Source organism: Pseudomonas sp. FW300-N1A1 (assembly GCF_058789115.1).
Genome location: NZ_JBYTBK010000008.1, coordinates 125,899 through 144,175, shown reverse-complemented (window position 1 = coordinate 144,175; position 18,277 = coordinate 125,899). Strand labels below are relative to the sequence as shown.

The window sequence follows — 18,277 nt, the reverse complement described above, 5'->3', positions numbered from 1 at the left end:
GTTGTTTGGTCATCTGACACCTCGATCTGGCGAGCATTCTCGCCTAAATGGGTGTCCGGTTTCATTAGACCACTACAAGTAGCTGAGGGTCGGTACCACCAAACCGACACGACTAACACGAAGTGGCTTTAGCCGACACGGCGTTTTTCAAGGTGGTTGTCGCGTCACCGTTCAACTATGCCGCTCTTTTCTCGACCTGCTGTTCCCGGTCCGGGGTTAGCAGGACCGTACCTATAGGCTCCCAGTTTCGCGTCTGACCTGACCAACGTTCCGGGTTTTTCTCCCGGGCTCGCTCGTACAGCTCATGCCGCCGGGCCAGGATCTGATGATCCAGTCCTCGATGCCGCTCAGCCGGCGTGACGAAGCGGATTCGGCTATGCCGATGTTCGGTGTTGTACCCGCGCATGAAGTCCCTCACCCAGGTCCGTGCGGCATCCAAACTGGCAAAACCATCCGCCGGCCATTGCGGACAATATTTCAGTGTTCTAAACAGCGACTCCGAGTAGGGATTGTCGTTGCTCACGCGCGGTCGGCCACGCGACGGCGTGATGCCCAGCTCGTACATTTTGCTCAGCAGCGTCACCGATTTCATCGGCGCGCCGTTGTCCAAGTGCAGCACCAGCGGTTCGCGCAAACACTGTAACCGCTCCACGAACCCCACATTCAAAGCCGCGATTTGATGCCTGATGCTGTGTTCAGCTCGAGGACTCGGGCGCCCAACCTTATTTCTTCGGGCTAATTGTTTCTGGCCGTCCAGAGTACGACGGGCGTGCGGCCCGAACGGCCAAAAGAACCAAGAATTGAACATGTAGAAGGCGGATGTCACCGCCTTCTCTGTTCAATGATCTGCGACAGTCGACCGCTCACAGGAGTGCGCGGGATGGCGCAGTGATCTGGCAGACAAAAAGAAATCTGCTAGTGATCAGTTAGAGCAGATTCTGGATGTGCCGATCGAACGCCCACGGACCCTGGACATGGTCATGGAGCGCTCTTAATCGACATGAAGCGCAATATCTTCGGGTTATTGCATGACGAACTAGAGGAGGAGCATTGATTGAGCCCTAAGGCGCTGCCGGCAACAGGAACCGGGCGATCACCGGCAAGTGGTCGGAGATTCGCAAGGTATCGTCCTGCCTCACCATCGCCTCAACCCGTTTGAGTCGAGGGCTGTAGAACAGGTAGTCGACGGTGCGGTCCGGGCCGTTGAGGCCTGGGTCGTTGGGGTAATGGGTCAACCAGCGCGCACGATCGATGCCACTGGCCTCGTTGTTGGTCGGGATCATCGGGTATTTGTCCCACAGCCCATGCAGCGGGCTGTCGGCGGAGTAGGGCGTGCGCTGCTCGGGGGGCAGGCGCTGGAATTGTCCCAGCGGGAGGAGGTTGAAGTCGCCTCCGATCAGCCATGGCGTGCCGTGTGCCTCGTATTTGTCCAGCACCTTGGCGACGGCCGCGACCTTGGCTTGCAACGTCTCGTTCGGTTCGGTGGCGCGGTCGAGGTGCGTGTTGAGGACCGCCATTTGCCCGCCGTCGCGCAGCGGCAGGTAGCTCACCAGCAAGGCATTTCTGGGCTGGAACTGGCGACTGATGACGTTCGTCGTCGTATCAGGCAGTTGCAGGCGTTCGGCGTGTTCGATCTGGTAGCGGCTCAAGGTTGCCAGTTGCCGGCCAACGCTGCCGAAGATGTGCCGGTCGGGAACGAAGTCGGCCTTCCAGTCGAAGGCGTGGGTGCTGCAGGGGTAGAGGTCGGCGAGGCGTTCCTGGAGCAGCTTGAGCTGGTTCTGGTAGTCGCTGGCCTTGGCGCCGTCATCCAGTTCCTGTAGCAGCACCAGGTCCGGTTGCTCGTCGCGGATGACCCGCGCCACCTCATCGAGGCTGAAGGCCATGTCTTCCGGTGTCGGGTTTTCGTCACTGCCTTGGGCCAGGTCATTCCAGAACACATAACGTTTACCGGCCAGGTACTGAACGTTCCAGGTCATCACCTTCAAGGCCTGGCCGGGGACCAGGGTGGGCGCCGGGGCGCTGCAACTGACTTCCAGTGTTTCCTTGGCCTCGGGGCGCCAGGTCAGGCTGTAGAGCAACGCCAGCAGCAGGCAGGTGAGAGACAGCAGGCCCAACAGGGTGTAGCGCAGTAGACGGGTCATGGCTCGGCTTATGGCGTTACAAAGTTGATAGCGAGCATAACCGAGTGCAAGGCCGAACCCAAAGGGTAGAGCGGTCAGGCATTGCCTTCGGTGTTGTCAGGGGCTTCGCTGATCAGCATGAACAGACGAAACAGCACCACGCTGGTGAACAGTTGCAGGAAACTGTGGATGCTTTCCAGAAGCAGCGCAATGGCCGGGTTCTGTGGCTCCGGATAGATCGACAGACTGGCGCCCTTGAGCAGCCACAAGGGGCCCATCACGCAGAGAATGCACACCAGGATCCGCAGGAAATTGCCGCGTGCCAGGCGCATGCTTTCGCGGATGGCGGCCAGTGGTTGCATGTTGCGCAGCACCAGCAGGTATTCGGCAAACGCCAGCATCACCATCAGCCAGATGCCCGGCAGGAAATACAGCGACAGCCCGATCAATATCAGCAGCGTGTTGACCGCCGTCAGCAAGGCAAAGCGCGGCCACAGGCTGGCCGACGCCGCCAGCAGGTCGCGAGTGCGCGGCGATTCGCCACGGCTGCGTGCATCGAGAAACAGGATCAGTGCGGCGGTGTAGAGCGGGTACACCAGCAGCCCGACCATCACGCTGTAGCCGGGAAAGGCTTGCGGCCCCTGCGAGTGATCGACCAGTTGCTGCAGCAGGGCTTCGAACACCACCAGGGGCAAGCACAGCGGCACGATCCGGCCCAGATTGCGCTGGAAGAAATAGAAGGAGTCGCGGAGTACGTCTAACGGATTCATCGGTCGCGTTCGCAGGTTGCACAATATGCAGACACTGTAACCGATGCGACTGGCACCTGAACAAAGGTAAACGTTCGGTAAAGCGCATTGAAAGCGTCGGCAACAACCCCATTACGGATGAGCACCTTTTCCATAAGGAGAAGGGCACCGATTTCCCGGCAATCTATGAGGTCGCCATGAACAGCGAAGAACAAACCCTGATCGATGGACTGTTTTCCCGGTTGCAGCAGGCCGAAACGGACGGCGCGTTGCGTGATGCCGAGGCCGAGGCACGGATCAAGGAGCACCTGGGGCGCCAGCCGACGGCGGGTTACTTCATGACCCAGGCGATCCTGGTGCAGGAGGCCGCGCTCAACAGCCTCAATGAACAAAACCAACAACTGGCCCAACAGGTTCAGCAATTGCAGGCCCAATTGCAGCAAGCCAGGGGGCAGGCGGCTGCACCGGCAGCGACCGGCGGATTCTTGTCGAGCATCTTTGGTGGTGCCCGTGATGCCCGGTCGGTCCCAGCCCAGGGTTCGTCCGCATTCAGCGGCAATGGATGGCGTGAACCAGGGCGGCCTTCGTCCGATACGCTGTCGCCTCCGCCACGCTTCGGTGGCCCGCAGCAGCCCTATGCGGGCCCTGCGCAACAGGCTCCCGCCGCCAGCAGCTTTCTTGGCGGCGCCTTGAAAACCGCAGCGGGCGTGGCCGGTGGTGTGATGCTGGCGCAGGGCATCAGCAGCCTGTTTCACAGCAACTCGCAGCCCCAGGAAGTGGTCGAAGTCATCAAGGAGGAACCGGCCCAGGTCAACGACGACAGCAACAGCGGCTGGGGCGACGACTCGCGCATGGCGGGCAACGCTAACGACGGCAACGAGCAGGGTGGTTTTAGCGATGTCGACTACGGTGACGACAGTTCATCGCTGTTTGGCGACGACGATTCCTTCGTCTGAGACGCCATTCGTCCGGGGCGCGCTGGCGCCCCGGACTGATTATTCGCTGAACGTTCCTTCCGGCTGGCATACTGGGCGACTTTTCGGGCCTTGGGTCTGATCAATCGCCTGCGCTTGTGTGCGCCAAGAGGATGTGCGGTGAAGAAGATCGCAGTGTTCGCCGATGTCCAGAACCTCTACTACACCGTGCGCCAGGCTTACGGCTGTCATTTCAACTATGCCGCCTTGTGGGCCGACATCAGCAAGCAGGGGCAAATCGTCGAGGCCTATGCCTACGCCATTGACCGCGGCGACAGCAAGCAGCAGCAGTTCCAGCAGATCCTGCGCAACCTCGGTTTCACCGTGAAGCTCAAACCCTACATCCAGCGTAGCGATGGCTCGGCCAAGGGCGACTGGGACGTGGGCATCACCCTCGATATCATGGACGCCGCCGATCACGTCGACGAAGTGGTGCTGGCGTCGGGGGACGGCGATTTCGACATGCTGCTGGAGCGCATCATCAACAAGCACGGGGTAGAAGCCGTTGCCTACGGTGTGCCCGGGCTCACGGCCAACTCGCTGATTCGCGCGGCCACACGCTACGTGCCGATCGAAGGCGCGTTGCTGCTTAAAAACTGATTATTGAACGCAAGGAACAGGTTTGGAACGCATAGCCGTCATCGACTTTGAAACCACCGGGATCACCCCGAGCAGCAGCTGCCGGGCCACGGAAATTGCCGTGGTGATACTTGAACAGGGGCGCATTGTCGAGCGTTACCAAAGCCTGATGAACGCGGGCGTGCGGGTCCCGGCGTTTATCGAGCAGTTGACCGGCATCAGCAATGCCATGCTGCGCACCGCGCCAAGCGCCGAACAGGTGATGAACGAGGTCAACGAATTCGTGGGCACCACGCCACTGTTGGCGCACAACGCTGCGTTCGACCAGAAATTCTGGGACTTTGAGCTGGGGCTGATCAAGCGCACCCGCTTGCAGAACTTTGCCTGCTCGTTGCTACTGGCCCGGCGCCTGATGCCGACGGCACCGAACCACAAGCTCGGCACCCTGACCACCTTCGCCCGACTGCCCCACACCGGCCAGGCTCACCGGGCCATGGCCGATGCGGAAATGGCGGCCAACCTCGCCACGTATCTGGAGCAAGAGTTGCTGCAAAAGCATGGCGTGCGCGAGTTGTCCCATGATTTTCTGCGCAGTTTGCAGAAAGTCCCGGCAGCGAAAATCGACGAACACCTCAAGCGGCATCGCGGGCTCTAGCGGCAAACACGTCCACCGTGGGGCGAGCAGGCGCGCGCTCACGCGTGATCTATTTCCCGTTCCCCTCCAATTGCCCTAGCGGCACCCGCTTCTCGATGGCGCTGGACAACACAATCGAAGTCTTGCTGAACCCGAACGTGGCCACGCGGTTGATCAGCGCCTCCAGCTCCTGCATCGAACCCACGGCGGCTTGCATGATCACGCAGGGGTCACCCGTCACCCGGTGGCACTCGGTCAGCTGCGGGATTTTGATCAGATCATCGTAGGCTTTCTGGTTGCCGTGTTGGTTCAGGCGCAGCTCGATGACGCACTGGATAGGCAGCCCGAGCTTGGCCATGTCGACCTTTGCCGCGTAGCCGGTAATCACCCCGCAGGCTTCGAGCTTGGCCACGCGCTCGGCGACGGCCGGGGCGGACAGGTTTACTTTACGCGCCAGCTCGGCGTAGGACGCACGACCGTTTTCCAACAGGGCGCTGAGCAGCATGCGGTCGAATTTGTCCATTGTGCGGGTTCCTGAACATGACTGACTTTCGAAAGTACGGGTTACAGCGAAAATCTCCGTGCTTTTAAAAGTGTACTGGCCCGATAAACAGGTTTTGTAACTTATTTTCCAGTGTTGGCCTTTCTAGAATAGCTGCTCACATTGACCTGTCTTCGAGCTGCCCATGCCTGGCCTACGTCGCTTTCCCTTACCGTTGATCGCCGCCTTTTTCGCGTTGTATGTGATTTGGGGGTCGACCTACCTGGTGATTCGCATCGGCGTGGAGTACTGGCCACCGTTGCTGCTGGCCGGTATCCGCTTCGTGATCGCCGGGACCTTGATGTACGCCTTCCTGCGTTGGAGAGGGGCGCCGGCACCGACCTGGGCGCAATGGAAAGCCGCCGGGATCATCGGGATTCTGCTGCTCAGCTGTGGCAATGGCGCGGTCAGCGTGGCCGAGCACATGGGCGTGGCCTCCGGGGTGGCGGCGTTGGCGGTGGCGACGGTACCGCTGTTTACCTTGCTCTGTGGCTATTTCTGGGGCGCACGTAATACCCGTCTCGAATGGGCCGGGATTGTGCTTGGCCTGATTGGCATTGCCATGCTCAACCTGGGGTCCAATCTGCAATCGAGTCCGTTGGGCGCGGCGCTGCTGATTTTCGCCGCAGCGACCTGGGCGTTCGGCTCGGTGTGGAGCAGACATTTGCCCTTGCCCCAGGGCGCAATGGCCAGCGCCGTAGAAATGCTGGTCGGTGGCGTGGTGTTGCTGATTGGCAGCGCGATTAGTGGTGAACGCCTGGAGAGCCTGCCGCCGATCGAAGGCTGGGCGGCGCTGGCTTACCTGACCGTGTTCGGTTCGATCATCGCCTTCAACGCCTACATGTACCTGTTGAAACACGTGCGGCCGGCGGCGGCCACCAGTTATGCCTACGTCAACCCGGCCGTGGCGGTGTTGCTGGGGATCGTGTTCGTCGGCGAGACCATCGGTATCGAGGAAGCGCTGGCCATGCTGGTGATCATCAGCGCCGTGGTGTTGATCGGCTTGCCGCAGTGGCGCCGGGGTGCCGATCGACCCGCCGCTGTCGCGCCGACAGAATCCCGTGTGAATTAGGGTAAACTGCGCGCCATTGCATACCCGCGCTGATTTATTCCTACGGTACTCCCATGACTTTCGCCACTCTTGGCCTGATCGAACCCTTGCTGCGCGCCCTTGAGACGCTCGGCTACCAGACCCCGACCCCGGTGCAGGCGCAAGCCATCCCGGCGGTGCTGGCCGGTCGCGACCTGATGGCCGCGGCTCAGACCGGCACCGGCAAGACCGCCGGTTTCGCCGTGCCGCTGTTGCAGTTGCTGGCCATGGAAGGGCCGAAAGTCACCAGTAACTCGGTGCGTGCGCTGATCCTGGTGCCGACCCGCGAGTTGGCCGAACAGGTCCATGAAAGCGTGCGCCAGTACGCCGAGCACCTGCCGTTGAGCACCTACGCGGTGTATGGCGGCGTCAGCATCAACCCGCAAATGATGAAGCTGCGCAAAGGCGTCGACCTGCTGGTGGCCACGCCAGGTCGCCTGCTGGACCTGTTCCGCCAGAACGCACTGAAGTTCAATCAGCTGCAAACCCTGGTGCTGGACGAAGCCGACCGCATGCTCGACCTGGGCTTTTCCGAAGAGCTGGCGAACATTTACAAGGCGCTGCCGAAAAAGCGCCAGACCCTGCTGTTCTCCGCCACCTTCTCGGACCAGATCCGCCTGCTGGCCGGACAAATGCTCAACGATCCGCTGAGCATCGAAGTCAGCCCGCGCAACGTCGCCGCCAACACCGTCAAGCAATGGGTGGTGACGGTCGACAAGAAGCGCAAGCCGGAGCTGTTCGTTCACTTGATGCGCAAGAACAAGTGGAAGCAGGTGCTGGTGTTCGCCAAGACCCGTAATGGCGTGGACGCACTGGTGGAGAAGCTCCAGGGCCTGGGCGTGAACGCCGACGGTATCCACGGCGATAAACCACAAGCCACTCGCCAACGTGCACTTGATCGGTTCAAGGCCAGTGAAATCCAGATACTGGTGGCCACCGATGTGGCTGCCCGTGGACTGGATATCGAAGACTTGCCGCTGGTGGTCAACTTCGACCTGCCGATCGTCGCCGAGGATTACATCCACCGTATCGGTCGTACCGGTCGTGCGGGCTCCACCGGCGAGGCCATTTCGCTGGTGTGCGCCGATGAGGTGAACCTGCTGTCGGCCATCGAGATGCTGACCCGTCAGGCCTTGACCCGCCACATGGAGCAGGACTTCGAACCGGAGCATCGGGTGCCGGACACCGACGCCAGCGGCCAGGTGATCAAGAAACCGAAAAAGCCGAAGAAACCCAAGGCTTCGGGTGGCGGAAAACGCAACCTGGGCAAATGGGTCGACAGCGGCGAGACAGTGGCCGATGTGCCCGTCAAGCCGGTACGCAAGGTGCCGGTGTTCAACACCGGGCCGCGCAAGCGCAAGCCTTGAAAGCAGCGACAAGCGGCAAGCTTCAAGCTGCAAGCAAGGAGCAGGTCATGTGCCTGCTCTAGCTTATAGCTTGCCGCCGCTCCTCAGCCATTCGACCATCCCCATCCCCGCCGCGCGCCCACTGGCGAAGCAGGCGGTCAGTAGATAGCCGCCCGTCGGCGCTTCCCAGTCGAGCATTTCCCCGGCGCAGAACACGCCGGGCAATTGCTTGAGCATCAGCTGTTCATTCATGGCCTCGAAGGTCACGCCACCGGCGCTGCTGATGGCTTCATCCAGCGGCCGGGTTCTGACCAGTGTCAGTGGCAGGGCCTTGATGGCATTGGCCAGTGCCAGCGGGTCGGCGAAGCATTCTGCGGCGGTCAGCTCGCGCAGCAGTGCCGCCTTGACGCCGTCCAGGCCCAGTTGGCTATGCAAGTGCTTGGCCATGGAGCGTGAGCCGCGAGACTTGTTCAATGCGGCCTGGATTTTATCCACAGGCCGGCCCGGCAGCAGGTCGAGGTGAACAGTGGCGGAACCGTATTGATTGATGGCCTCACGAATCGGCGCCGACAGTGCATAAATCAGGCTGCCTTCGATGCCGGTGGCGGTGATCACGCACTCGCCCAGTCGCGGCGTGTCGTCGTTCAAGCCCATGGCGATGTTTTTCAGCGGCGCGCCAGCGAATTTGCTGACCATCAGCTCGCTCCAGGCGGTCACTTCGAACCCGCAATTGCTCGGCTGTAGCGGCGCCAGGTCGATACCTTGTTGTTCCAGCGCCAGCATCCACGCACCGTCCGAGCCCAGGCGCGACCAGCTGCCGCCACCCAGTGCCAGCAACAGGGCATCAGCGTTGATTGTTTTCTCGCCGTCGGGGCTGTCGATGCGCAGGCTGCCATCGGTATTCCAGCCCAGCCAGCGGTGGCGGGTGTGGATCACCACGCCAGCATCACGCAAGCGTTTGAGCCAGGCACGCAGCAGTGGGGCGGCTTTCATGTCCGTGGGAAACACGCGGCCAGAGCTGCCGACGAACGTGTCGATGCCCAGCCCGTGAATCCATTCACACAGCGCGGGCGCACCGAACTCACGCAGCAACGGCGCGATGTGCGGGGCGCGCTCGGCGTAACGCGAAAGGAACGCCGGGTAGGCTTCGGAGTGAGTGATGTTCATGCCACCGACACCAGCCAGCAGGAACTTGCGGCCCACCGAGGGCATGCCGTCGTAGAGGTCTACCTTGACGCCCGCCTGGCTCAACACCTCGGCGGCCATCAGGCCGGCGGGGCCGCCGCCGATGATGGCGACGTGATGAGGGCGGTTGGCGGAAGGCTGGGTCATGGCGTGCGCTGCGGTTCGGCGAAAGAGGGCCGGCATTCTATCAGCACCGCAATGTCATCGTCGTGGCGGCAACTGATCAAAAAACACTCAGTACCTTGCAGGCTATATAGGCTGTGGCCTGTAGGTACTTTCGCTCAGGTTATCCACAGGCCGTTACACAGGCATTGTGGGTAAAGCATCCACAACTCAATGACAACCTGATGACTGCCAGACCCGTTGTGCGCTGTGGTGCAGGATCCCGTGGCGTCGCGCCAGGGCTTGTCGATCCTTGCCGTAACCGCCGCCGATCACACCCATCACGGGAATATCCCGCCCCAGGCAATGGCGCAGCACGCTTTCATCACGCGCCGCGACGCCGGTATCGGTCAGTTTCAGGTAGCCCAGTGCATCGTCCTTGTGCACATCGACACCGGCGTCATACAGCACGAGTTCCGGCTGGTAGAGCGGCAGCAGGTAATTGAGTGCGTCATCCACCACCTTCAGATAGTCCGCATCGCCCATGCCCATGGGCAACGGAATGTCCCAGTCGCTTTTGGCCTTGCGTGCCGGAAAGTTCTTTTCGCAATGCAGGGAAACCGTCACCGCATCCGGGGTATGTTCGAGAATCCGTGCAGTACCATCGCCCTGATGCACGTCGCAGTCAAAAATCAGCACCCGACCGACCCGGCCGCTTTCCAGCAGGTAATGGCTGATCACGGCCAGGTCATTGAAGATGCAGAAACCGGCGGGGTGATCGTAATGGGCGTGGTGGGTGCCGCCGGCCAGATGGCAGGCCAGGCCGTGTTCCAGCGCCTGCTCGGCGGCCAGCAACGAACCGCCGACCGCCCGCACGGTGCGCCGGGCCAGCGCTTCGTTCCAGGGCAGGCCGAGGCGCCGCTGGTCTTCGCGGGACAACTCGCCGCCCATATAGCGTTCTATATAGGCAGGGTCGTGGGCCAGGGCGAGGATCTCGGTTGGGCAGATGTCGGGGCGCAGCAAGTGCCGGTCCTGGGTCAGGCCACTTTCTACCAGGTGATCGCGCAGCAACCGGAACTTGTCCATCGGGAAGCGGTGTTCCGCCGGGAATTCGGGGCTGTAGTCTTCGTGGTAGATCAGCGGTAGCGACATGGCAACTTCAGGGCGTGAATGAGTGAAGGATCCTACCAGCGATGTAGACTTGTTTGCAGGGAAACGGAAGGGGGGGAAAGATGGAGCCGATACTGCAACTGGAGAGTGCGCGACTGTTGATGCGCCAGTGGCGCGACGACGATTTGCCGGCATTCGCGGCAATGTGTGCCGATCCGCAGGTCATGCGCTATTTCCCGGCACCCTTGAGCCGGCTGGAAAGTGCGGCATTGATCGGGCGAATCCGTGGGCATTTCGCTGAGCATGGTTTCGGTTTGTGGGCACTGGAGCGCAAGGACACGGGGACGTTCATCGGTTTTACCGGTTTGGGCGTGGTCGGGTTCGAGGCCTCCTTCACCCCCGCGACCGAAATCGGCTGGCGCCTGGCGCGTGAGCATTGGGGCCTGGGCTACGCCAGTGAGGCGGCCTGGACCGCTCTGCGCTGCGGCTTTGACCGTTTGCCCCTGGAGGAGGTGGTGGCCTTTACCACGGAGACCAATTTGCCGTCGCAGAAAGTCATGCAGGCCATTGGCATGCATCACGACCCGGCGGGGGATTTCGAGCACCCCAGGCTTGAGCCCGATCATCCGTTGCGCCGCCACGTGCTGTACCGCATCAGTCGCGAGCAATGGTTGGAAACCTTGCATGGCTAAGCTGGCCGGGATGTTTACAATGTGTCCATCAGTTGGCCCGGGCCAACGTCTGAATTGACCGACGCAGCCAAGACTGCGCGGCATTGCTCTGTGTGAGGAGAGTCTGAATGAGCCATGTGTTGGATGATCTGGTCGACTTGCTGACCCTGGAGCCGATCGAAGAAAACCTGTTTCGCGGTCGTAGCCAGGACTTGGGATTTCGTCAGCTGTTCGGCGGCCAGGTGCTGGGCCAGTCCCTTTCGGCGGCCAGCCAGACGGTCGAGGAAGCACGTCACGTGCATTCGCTGCACGGCTATTTTCTGCGCCCGGGCGATGCCGGACTGCCGGTGGTCTACCAGGTGGACCGGGTGCGTGATGGCGGCAGTTTCAGCACGCGCCGCGTGACCGCCATTCAGAAAGGCAATCCGATCTTCACCTGCAGTGCATCATTCCAGTACGACGAAGAAGGCTTCGATCACCAGACCGTAATGCCACAGGTGGTGGGTCCGGAAAACCTGCCCTCGGAACTGGAAATCACCCAGCAGCGCGCGCACCTGATCCCGGAGCACATGCGCGAGAAACTGTTGTGCCCCAAGCCGATCGAGGTGCGCCCGGTCACTGAAAAAGACCCGTACAACCCGCAAGCGGCCGACCCGATCAAATATGTCTGGTTCCGCGCCGATGGCACCTTGGCCGACTCGCCGGCCCTGCACAAGTATCTGCTGGCCTACGCCTCGGACTTCGGGTTGCTGACCACGTCGATGTTGCCGCATGGCAAGTCGGTCTGGCAGAAAGACATGCAGGTCGCCAGCCTGGATCACGCCCTGTGGTTCCACGCCGACCTGCGCGCCGATGATTGGCTGCTCTATGCCATGGACAGCCCATGGGCCGGCAACTCGCGTGGTTTCTCCCGTGGCAGCGTTTACAACCGTGCGGGCAAGCTGGTGGCGTCGGTGACCCAGGAAGGTCTGATTCGTCATCGCAAGGATTGGGCATGAGCCTGTCCTGCGTGCAGCACTGGGTGTTCGACATGGACGGCACCCTGACGGTTGCCGTGCATGACTTTGCAGCGATTCGCCAGGCCCTGGCGATTCCTGCAGACCACGACATCCTGACCCACCTCGCCGCACTGCCGGCCGATGAGGCGGCTGCCAAGCATGCCTGGTTGCTGGAACACGAGCGGGATCTGGCGCTGGGCTCAAGACCGGCACCCGGGGCGGTTGAGCTGGTGCGGGAGCTGGCAGGGCGCGGTTATCGCCTGGGGATCCTGACGCGTAATGCGCGGGAACTGGCCCATGTCACGCTGGAGGCGATTGGTCTGGCTGACTGCTTTGCCGTCGAGGACGTGCTAGGCCGTGACGAGGCCCCCCCAAAGCCCCATCCCGGTGGCTTGCTGAAGCTGGCCGAGGCCTGGGATGTCGCACCGAGCGAGATGGTGATGGTGGGGGACTACCGTTTCGACCTGGATTGCGGTCGCGCCGCGGGCACGCGAACGGTGCTGGTGAATCTGCCGGACAATCCGTGGCCCGAGTTGACGGACTGGCATGCGTCCGATTGTGTGGCGTTGCGGCAGATGCTGTTCGCCTGAGGGACGACGCCCTCCAGCACGACGTTGTTTACCCGCGAAACATCCCCGGCGACCCATTGGGCGAGGTGGGTTTCCCCGCCCTGGGTGTATGCCGTCAGAGGCTCTTCGAGGCGAAGGTGTCGCATTGGCCGATCTGGCCTTGGGCGAAACCGGTCTTGAACCAGCGTACCCGCTGCGCTGAGGATCCATGGGTGAAGGAGTCGGGCACGACGCGGCCCTGACCCTGCTGCTGCAAGCGGTCGTCACCGATGGCGTTGGCGGCGTTCAGGGCTTCTTCGATATCCCCGGGTTCCAGCCAGTTCAAGCGTTGTTGGGCATTGTGAGCCCAGACCCCCGCCAGGCAGTCGGCCTGCAACTCCTGGCGTACCAGCAAGCCACCATCGCCCTCCATGCGCTGGCCCTGCTGACGAGCCGCCTGGATCTTGGCGGAGACGCCGAGCAGGGTCTGTACGTGGTGACCGACTTCGTGGGCGATGACATACGCCTGGGCAAAATCACCGGCGGCGTTAAAACGCTGAGACATCTCCTGGAAGAAACTCATGTCCAGGTACACCCGCTGATCGGCCGGGCAATAGAACGGACCGGTCGCCGATGACGCGCCACCGCAGGCCGAGTTGACCCGGCCGCTGAACAGCATCAACTTGGGCGCCGCATATTGACGCCCGGCCTGCTGAAAGATCTGGCCCCAGGTGTCTTCGGTGTCGCCGAGGATCCGGGCCACGAACTCTGCCTGTTCGTCATTGGCCGGCGGCGTCTTGCGGGTTTGCGTGGTGGCCGGGGCCGACTGCTGATCCATCTGTCCGGTCAGTTGGCCAAGAATCTGCAGTGGATCCTGCCCGGTAATCCAGCCGATGCCCACGATCAACAGGATGGCCGTCAGGCTCAATCCCTTGCCGCCACCAAAGCGCATCCCACCGCCACCACCGCCAGCATCTTCTCCGCGTGCATCGACCACGTTGTCACTGCGGCGGCCTTTTTTCCATAGCATGTGGGAATCCTCTGTTTGAGCGTGGTGATGAGTGTTGATGCTGAGTGGGGTAGACGCCAGTCCGGTCGTCAGACGAAAGGCATATGCTACTCGACGACTGACGTTGCCGGACTACAGTTGCGTGGCGCTGAAGGTGTCGCACTGCTCGACCCGCCCCCCGTCGAAACCGGCCTGGAACCAGCGAGCGCGCTGCGCCGACGTGCCATGAGTGAAGGTCTCAGGCATCACGCTGGCCGTTTGGTTCCCCCGTCGGTAATCGTCTCCGAACACCGCGGCCGCCTGCAAGGCGCCTTCCAGATCGCCTGGCTCCAGCCAGTTCAGGCGCTGTTGTGCATGGTGCGCCCAGACCCCCGCCAGGCAATCGGCTTGCAACTCCGAGCGGACCTCGAGCCCGTCTTCGCCGGCCGTGGGTCGGCCTGCGTTCAGTGCGTCCTCGAAGGGCAGGGATAAGCCCAGCTGGGTTTGCACATGGTGGCCGACTTCATGGGCGATCACGTAGGCCCGGGCGAAATCGCCTTCCACCGAAAACCGTTGTGACATCTGCCGGAAAAAACCCAGGTCGAGATAAAGCTGCTGGTTCTCCGAGCAATAGAACGGCCCGATGGCCGAGGACGCATACCCGCAGGCTGATGCCACGCCCTGCTCGAAAAGGGTCAGCACGGGTTCCGGGTACTGGCGCTCGAGTGAGCGAAAAACCTGCTTCCAGGTGTCTTCGGTATCCCCGAGTACGGCGCGGACAAATGCCAGCTCTGTGTCCTCGCTCAATGCCGTGATGCTGGCGGGAGGCAGTGGATCAATGCTGTAGTCAATTTCCAGCGGAGGTGTCGGGCGGGTCAGCGCGATCACACCCGCCAATGCGGCCGCGCCGAGTGTGACGCCGAGTGCCTTGCCGGTGGTGACGCGGTTGGTCGTGTGCTTGCGAGTGTCTTTCACATTGTCGCTGGGACGGGCTTTATTCCATAGCATGTTGACGTTCCTTGTGGGTTGAGCGGCATTCATTGCCTCCTGCATGGATACCAGTTGTGGCGAACTGCTTGGGCGAAAATGTGTAAAAGCGCGTTAAACGTCTGTGGCGCGCGACCGATTCCAGATTTTGCGTTGAATCGTTTGTCTTTTAGAATCGACCAAATGTCCTTTGGAATCCAACCATGGCCGGCAGTCAGATTGAGCGCGTCTTCAATGTCCTGGAAAACCTGACCGGTGAGCCGCGAGGCCTGCCGATGCAGGTGCTGGCCGAGCAGCTGGGTATCCCGAAAAGCGCGACGCACCGTTTGCTCGCCGAACTGATTCGCCTGGGGTATGTACGGCAGAACCCGGATAACCTGCGCTATCAGCTATCGACCCGGTTGGTTGCCATGGGCTTTCGCTACCTGTCGTGCAGCGGCGCGGATATCGTGCAGCCGGTGCTGGATCGCCTGGCCCAGGAAACCGGCGAGCTGGTGCGCCTGGGCGTGATCGAAGGCGAACGCCAGACCTGGATTGCCAAGTCGCAGGGGGCACGTTCCGGTTTGCGTTATGACCCGGACATGGGGCGCGAGGCGCCGCTGTCCTGTACCGCGTCGGGGCATGCGTGGCTGGCCTGCCTGAGCGATGCCGAGGCCTTGTCGCTGGTGGAACGCCAGGTCTCGGCCGTGGTGCATGAGCCAGGGCCGAATGCCCCTCGTTCCAGCATCGAACTGCTCGAACGCCTGCGTCTGGCGCGCGAGCACGGTTATGCCTGGGTCCAGGAAAGCTCGGCGGTCGGCACATCGGCCATTGCCGCGGTGGTGCGCCATCCATTGAATGGGCGGGTGGTCGGTGTGCTCAGTGTGGCCGGGCCAAGCGCGCGACTGACCGAGCCGCGCCTGCACCAACTGGCGCCGCTGCTGTTGCAGTTCTCCGAGGAACTGTCGGTCGCCAGTCAGGCATCGGAGCTGTTCAACTGAGTCATTACAGACCGTAGCAGGCTTTAAAAACACCTGGCCTCGAAAGCTGTGCGCTGTTCGAACACTATCGGCTTATGTCTGTGTGAAAAAATGGAATCGAGTTCTAAATTGTTCGAATTCGAGGTTCTGCCCGTCATCACGTGAGGCTGTACGGTGAGTTCACCCCTGTCCGGTATCAACCACCCCTTCAAGGGCATCCTGCTGATCGTTGTCGCGACCTTCCTGTTCTCCACCCATGACGCGTTGTCGAAGTACCTGTCGGGTTTCTACCCGGTGGTGATGGTGGTGTGGGCGCGCTATGTGGTCCATACCCTGCTGATGGCCGGGATTTTTCTGCCACAGTCCGGGTTGCGCGTCCTGCGTACACGACGTCCGCTCCTGCAATTGTTGCGGGCGTTGTGCTTGCTGGGCACCAGCCTGCTGTTCACCACGGGGTTGTTGTATATCCCGCTGGCGGAAGCGACGGCGGTCAACTTCCTCGCACCGGTGCTGGTGACGGCGTTGTCGGTGCCGCTGCTGGGCGAGCGGGTCACGCGTGGGCAATGGCTGGCCGTGATCTGCGGGTTTGGCGGGGTGTTGATCATCGTTCACCCGGGCGGTGAACTGTTCACGCTGGCGGCGGCGCTGCCATTGGGCTCGGCGCTGTTCTTCTGCTTCTATCAGTTGTTGACGCGCAAGCTCAGTGAGGTCGACAGCCCCACCACCAGTAACTTTTTCGCCGGGTTGTGCAATACCCTGGTGATGAGTGCACTGGTGCCGATGTTCTGGCACGTGCCGAGCGTTACCCATGGCCTGCTGATGTTGGCGCTGGGCGGTTGCGGGATGACGGCGCATCTGTTTCTGACCCAGGCGTTCCGCTATGCGGCACCCGCGTTGCTGGCACCCTTTGGCTACTGTCAGATCGTGTTCGCCGGGCTGCTCGGCTGGCTGCTGTTTGCCCACACGCCAAGCCTGACCACGGTGATGGGCATCACGGTCATTTGCCTGAGTGGCTTGGCGGCGGCATGGCAACAGCGGCGTCAATGAGCGGGGAGGTGCGCAGGCCAGGATCAGGCCTGCGCGAAGGGGTTTCAGTCTTGCAGGTCGGGGATCTTGCGCGGTGCCATGAAGTACATCCAGAGCAGCGCGATGAAGTACATCGCCGGGATCATGGTGAAGAGCACGGTGTAGTTGTTGTGCGTGACGGTCAGAATGTGCCCGACCAGTTGGGTCATGAACATCCCGCCGATGGCGGCGCACATGCCGCCAAAACCGAACACTGTACTCATCATGTGCTTGGGCGTGTAGTCCATCACCAGGCTCCAGATGTTGGCGGTCCAGGCCTGGTGCGCGCCGATGGCCAGGGAAATGGCAAACACCGCGACCCACAGATGGCTGGAGCCGGCTGCCATGATCACGCCGATGATGCAGCAGGCGAACAGGAACATCGACATCAGGCGCGCCTTGATCGGGTTGATCCCGCGACCGATCAGGAACGATGACAGGATGCCGCCGCCCACGCTGCCGAAGTCGGCGGTCAGGTAGATGACGATCAGCGGAATGCCCATTTGCGTGACGTTGATCCCCAGGTTGTATTGCTGGTTGAGGAATGGTGGTAGCCAGTACAGGTAGAACCAGAACACTGGAGCGGTCATCGAGTAGGCGAGGGCGAAGGCCCAGGTGCCGCGCATGCGCAGGATGCGAGAGAACGGGACGCGGATTTGCTCCGGTTCGACTTCGTTCTGGATGTAGGCCAGTTCAGAGGGTTTTACGCTCGGGTGATCTTCCGGGTTGAAGTACTTCAGGCCCCAGAACACCAGCCAGATCCCGCCCAAGGCCGACATGCACAGGAACGCCGCCTGCCAGCCCCAGACGTGGAGGATCAATGGCAGCAGCATGGGGGTGAACATGGCGCCAACGTTGGTGCCGGCGTTGAAGATGCCGGTGGCTACGGCGCGTTCGCCAGCGGGGAACCACAAGCGCGTGGTTTTCACGCAGGCCGGGTAGTTGGCCGCCTCGGTCAATCCCAGGATAAAGCGACAGACCATGAACCCCACGGCCGACGTCGCCAGGCCATGGGCCCCCGTGGCCAGGCTCCAGAGCAACACCGCGCAGAAGAACACGCGCTTGACGCCGACCCGGTCGATCAAGCGGCCTTGCAGCACAAAGCCGATGGCGTAGCCCACCTGGAACCAGAAGTTGATGTTGGCGTAGTCCATCGCCGTCCAGCTCATTTCCTTGGCCAGGATCGGCTGCATGACGCCCAGCGCGGCACGGTCGATGTAGTTCAGGGTGGTGGCGAAAAACACCAGCGCGAGCATGCTCCAGCGTGTTTTGCCGACGGCCATCGCACCGCGGATCTTGTCGCCGATACCGGCGGTGGCGCCGCCCAGGCCCGGGGCCATGCGGGAACTTTGAGAAGGAATCATGTGTGCCATCCGTTCAATGACTGACAAGCAAGGCTCGTCGGGACTTCAAGGGCGCGTGATCAATCGTCGGCCTGCGTGCCGTGGCACGTGGCGTGATCGATCGGCTGAGTAGTGTTCATGACTCAGAGTGAGCCTTGGGCTCAGCGTGCGAACCGGGGTCGGCTGCAGGCGCCAGCAGGGTTCGATGGCGGCTGCTGGTGGGGTACCAGGCACGGGGAATGGAGGGGAGCAGCAGGGGGCAAGGCGTTGAATGCGAGCATGAGCGTG

18 protein-coding genes and 2 pseudogenes are annotated in these 18,277 nt (G+C 61.8%); 11 read left to right on the top strand and 9 right to left on the bottom strand.

Annotated features, from left to right (window positions below):
* Nucleotides 1-175: 175 nt before the first annotated feature.
* Nucleotides 176-640 (bottom strand): annotated as a pseudogene (locus AC3WQN_RS08735) (transposase); the annotation flags it as partial.
* Nucleotides 641-923: 283 nt separating this feature from the next.
* On the opposite strand from AC3WQN_RS08735, the pseudogene AC3WQN_RS08730 reads away from it, so the two are divergent.
* Nucleotides 924-1,054 (top strand): annotated as a pseudogene (locus tag AC3WQN_RS08730) (ABC transporter ATP-binding protein); the annotation flags it as partial.
* A 7-nt stretch (nucleotides 1,055-1,061) separates the two neighbouring features.
* Here AC3WQN_RS08730 and AC3WQN_RS08725 read toward each other — a convergent pair.
* Both AC3WQN_RS08725 and AC3WQN_RS08720 read right to left on the bottom strand, forming a co-directional pair.
* Nucleotides 1,062-2,141: an endonuclease/exonuclease/phosphatase family protein gene (locus AC3WQN_RS08725; RefSeq protein WP_103400699.1), complete on the bottom strand. Its 1,080-nt coding sequence runs from the start codon at nucleotides 2,139-2,141 to the stop codon at nucleotides 1,062-1,064.
* Between the two features lie 74 nt (nucleotides 2,142-2,215).
* Nucleotides 2,216-2,890: a YciC family protein gene (locus AC3WQN_RS08720; RefSeq protein ID WP_095145427.1), complete on the bottom strand. Its 675-nt coding sequence runs from the start codon at nucleotides 2,888-2,890 to the stop codon at nucleotides 2,216-2,218.
* A gap of 176 nt (nucleotides 2,891-3,066) precedes the next feature.
* Here AC3WQN_RS08720 and AC3WQN_RS08715 point away from each other — a divergent pair, with 176 nt between their 5' ends.
* The 3 genes from AC3WQN_RS08715 (at nucleotide 3,067) to AC3WQN_RS08705 (ending at nucleotide 5,077) form a co-directional block, all read left to right on the top strand.
* Nucleotides 3,067-3,825, top strand: a complete 759-nt coding sequence (locus tag AC3WQN_RS08715) for a DUF2076 domain-containing protein (RefSeq protein ID WP_103400700.1) — start codon at nucleotides 3,067-3,069, stop codon at nucleotides 3,823-3,825.
* A 138-nt stretch (nucleotides 3,826-3,963) separates the two neighbouring features.
* Nucleotides 3,964-4,443 (top strand): LabA-like NYN domain-containing protein, encoded by a 480-nt coding sequence (locus AC3WQN_RS08710; protein WP_095080658.1) that lies wholly within the window; start codon nucleotides 3,964-3,966, stop codon nucleotides 4,441-4,443.
* Nucleotides 4,444-4,465: 22 nt separating this feature from the next.
* Entirely contained in the window at nucleotides 4,466-5,077 is a 612-nt protein-coding gene (locus AC3WQN_RS08705) for a 3'-5' exonuclease (protein ID WP_103400701.1), read from the top strand.
* Nucleotides 5,078-5,126: 49 nt separating this feature from the next.
* On the opposite strand, the gene AC3WQN_RS08700 is transcribed toward AC3WQN_RS08705, so the two are convergent.
* The gene (locus AC3WQN_RS08700; RefSeq protein WP_095145430.1) at nucleotides 5,127-5,579 is read right to left on the bottom strand and encodes an Lrp/AsnC family transcriptional regulator; all 453 of its coding nucleotides are present in this window, start codon (nucleotides 5,577-5,579) and stop codon (nucleotides 5,127-5,129) included.
* A gap of 163 nt (nucleotides 5,580-5,742) precedes the next feature.
* Here AC3WQN_RS08700 and yedA point away from each other — a divergent pair, with 163 nt between their 5' ends.
* Together yedA and rhlE1 are read left to right on the top strand one after the other, a co-directional pair.
* A complete protein-coding gene (gene yedA, locus AC3WQN_RS08695; RefSeq protein WP_103400702.1) occupies nucleotides 5,743-6,669 on the top strand; it encodes a drug/metabolite exporter YedA in 927 nt (308 codons plus the stop codon).
* Between the two features lie 53 nt (nucleotides 6,670-6,722).
* Entirely contained in the window at nucleotides 6,723-8,054 is a 1,332-nt protein-coding gene (gene rhlE1, locus AC3WQN_RS08690) for an RNA helicase RhlE1 (RefSeq protein ID WP_103400703.1), read from the top strand.
* A 63-nt stretch (nucleotides 8,055-8,117) separates the two neighbouring features.
* Here the strand turns inward: rhlE1 and AC3WQN_RS08685 are convergent, their stop codons facing one another.
* Together AC3WQN_RS08685 and AC3WQN_RS08680 are read right to left on the bottom strand one after the other, a co-directional pair.
* Nucleotides 8,118-9,365 carry a TIGR03862 family flavoprotein gene (locus tag AC3WQN_RS08685; RefSeq protein ID WP_178081911.1) on the bottom strand — a complete coding sequence of 416 codons (1,248 nt, stop codon included), beginning with the start codon at nucleotides 9,363-9,365 and terminating at the stop codon, nucleotides 8,118-8,120.
* Nucleotides 9,366-9,551: 186 nt separating this feature from the next.
* Nucleotides 9,552-10,472, bottom strand: coding sequence for a histone deacetylase family protein (locus tag AC3WQN_RS08680; protein WP_103400705.1), 921 nt, complete (start codon nucleotides 10,470-10,472; stop codon nucleotides 9,552-9,554).
* An 80-nt stretch (nucleotides 10,473-10,552) separates the two neighbouring features.
* Between AC3WQN_RS08680 and AC3WQN_RS08675 the strand changes: the two genes are divergently transcribed.
* From AC3WQN_RS08675 to AC3WQN_RS08665, 3 genes are all read left to right on the top strand, one after another.
* The gene (locus tag AC3WQN_RS08675; RefSeq protein WP_103400706.1) at nucleotides 10,553-11,122 is read left to right on the top strand and encodes a GNAT family N-acetyltransferase; all 570 of its coding nucleotides are present in this window, start codon (nucleotides 10,553-10,555) and stop codon (nucleotides 11,120-11,122) included.
* 107 nt (nucleotides 11,123-11,229) lie between these two features.
* Nucleotides 11,230-12,099, top strand: a complete 870-nt coding sequence (tesB, locus tag AC3WQN_RS08670; RefSeq protein ID WP_103400707.1) for an acyl-CoA thioesterase II — start codon at nucleotides 11,230-11,232, stop codon at nucleotides 12,097-12,099.
* A complete protein-coding gene (locus tag AC3WQN_RS08665; protein ID WP_103400708.1) occupies nucleotides 12,096-12,689 on the top strand; it encodes an HAD family hydrolase in 594 nt (197 codons plus the stop codon). The genes tesB and AC3WQN_RS08665 overlap by 4 nt, the downstream gene beginning before the upstream one ends.
* A 94-nt stretch (nucleotides 12,690-12,783) precedes the next feature.
* On the opposite strand, the gene ypfJ (AC3WQN_RS08660) is transcribed toward AC3WQN_RS08665, so the two are convergent.
* Together ypfJ (AC3WQN_RS08660) and ypfJ (AC3WQN_RS08655) are read right to left on the bottom strand one after the other, a co-directional pair.
* Entirely contained in the window at nucleotides 12,784-13,677 is an 894-nt protein-coding gene (gene ypfJ / locus AC3WQN_RS08660; RefSeq protein WP_103400709.1) for a KPN_02809 family neutral zinc metallopeptidase, read from the bottom strand.
* A gap of 111 nt (nucleotides 13,678-13,788) precedes the next feature.
* Nucleotides 13,789-14,643 (bottom strand): KPN_02809 family neutral zinc metallopeptidase, encoded by an 855-nt coding sequence (gene ypfJ / locus AC3WQN_RS08655; protein ID WP_103400710.1) that lies wholly within the window; start codon nucleotides 14,641-14,643, stop codon nucleotides 13,789-13,791.
* 182 nt (nucleotides 14,644-14,825) lie between these two features.
* Here ypfJ (AC3WQN_RS08655) and AC3WQN_RS08650 point away from each other — a divergent pair, with 182 nt between their 5' ends.
* Entirely contained in the window at nucleotides 14,826-15,602 is a 777-nt protein-coding gene (locus AC3WQN_RS08650) for an IclR family transcriptional regulator (RefSeq protein ID WP_103400711.1), read from the top strand.
* 153 nt (nucleotides 15,603-15,755) lie between these two features.
* Nucleotides 15,756-16,628 (top strand): DMT family transporter, encoded by an 873-nt coding sequence (locus tag AC3WQN_RS08645; RefSeq protein ID WP_103400712.1) that lies wholly within the window; start codon nucleotides 15,756-15,758, stop codon nucleotides 16,626-16,628.
* 44 nt (nucleotides 16,629-16,672) lie between these two features.
* Here the strand turns inward: AC3WQN_RS08645 and AC3WQN_RS08640 are convergent, their stop codons facing one another.
* Nucleotides 16,673-18,010, bottom strand: a complete 1,338-nt coding sequence (locus AC3WQN_RS08640; RefSeq protein ID WP_103400713.1) for an MFS transporter — start codon at nucleotides 18,008-18,010, stop codon at nucleotides 16,673-16,675.
* Nucleotides 18,011-18,277: the final 267 nt, after the last annotated feature.

Excerpts from the sequence above, each read along its gene's own strand:
- AC3WQN_RS08725 (WP_103400699.1), bottom strand. The coding sequence starts at position 2,141 with ATGACCCGTCTACTGCGCTACACCCTGTTGGGCCTGCTGTCTCTCACC.
- AC3WQN_RS08720 (WP_095145427.1), bottom strand. The coding sequence starts at position 2,890 with ATGAATCCGTTAGACGTACTCCGCGACTCCTTCTATTTCTTCCAGCGC.
- AC3WQN_RS08715 (WP_103400700.1), top strand. The coding sequence starts at position 3,067 with ATGAACAGCGAAGAACAAACCCTGATCGATGGACTGTTTTCCCGGTTG.
- AC3WQN_RS08700 (WP_095145430.1), bottom strand. The coding sequence starts at position 5,579 with ATGGACAAATTCGACCGCATGCTGCTCAGCGCCCTGTTGGAAAACGGT.
- yedA (WP_103400702.1), top strand. The coding sequence starts at position 5,743 with ATGCCTGGCCTACGTCGCTTTCCCTTACCGTTGATCGCCGCCTTTTTC.
- rhlE1 (WP_103400703.1), top strand. The coding sequence starts at position 6,723 with ATGACTTTCGCCACTCTTGGCCTGATCGAACCCTTGCTGCGCGCCCTT.
- AC3WQN_RS08685 (WP_178081911.1), bottom strand. The coding sequence starts at position 9,365 with ATGACCCAGCCTTCCGCCAACCGCCCTCATCACGTCGCCATCATCGGC.
- AC3WQN_RS08680 (WP_103400705.1), bottom strand. The coding sequence starts at position 10,472 with ATGTCGCTACCGCTGATCTACCACGAAGACTACAGCCCCGAATTCCCG.
- AC3WQN_RS08675 (WP_103400706.1), top strand. The coding sequence starts at position 10,553 with ATGGAGCCGATACTGCAACTGGAGAGTGCGCGACTGTTGATGCGCCAG.
- tesB (WP_103400707.1), top strand. The coding sequence starts at position 11,230 with ATGAGCCATGTGTTGGATGATCTGGTCGACTTGCTGACCCTGGAGCCG.
- AC3WQN_RS08665 (WP_103400708.1), top strand. The coding sequence starts at position 12,096 with ATGAGCCTGTCCTGCGTGCAGCACTGGGTGTTCGACATGGACGGCACC.
- ypfJ (WP_103400709.1), bottom strand. The coding sequence starts at position 13,677 with ATGCTATGGAAAAAAGGCCGCCGCAGTGACAACGTGGTCGATGCACGC.
- ypfJ (WP_103400710.1), bottom strand. The coding sequence starts at position 14,643 with ATGCTATGGAATAAAGCCCGTCCCAGCGACAATGTGAAAGACACTCGC.
- AC3WQN_RS08650 (WP_103400711.1), top strand. The coding sequence starts at position 14,826 with ATGGCCGGCAGTCAGATTGAGCGCGTCTTCAATGTCCTGGAAAACCTG.
- AC3WQN_RS08640 (WP_103400713.1), bottom strand. The coding sequence starts at position 18,010 with ATGATTCCTTCTCAAAGTTCCCGCATGGCCCCGGGCCTGGGCGGCGCC.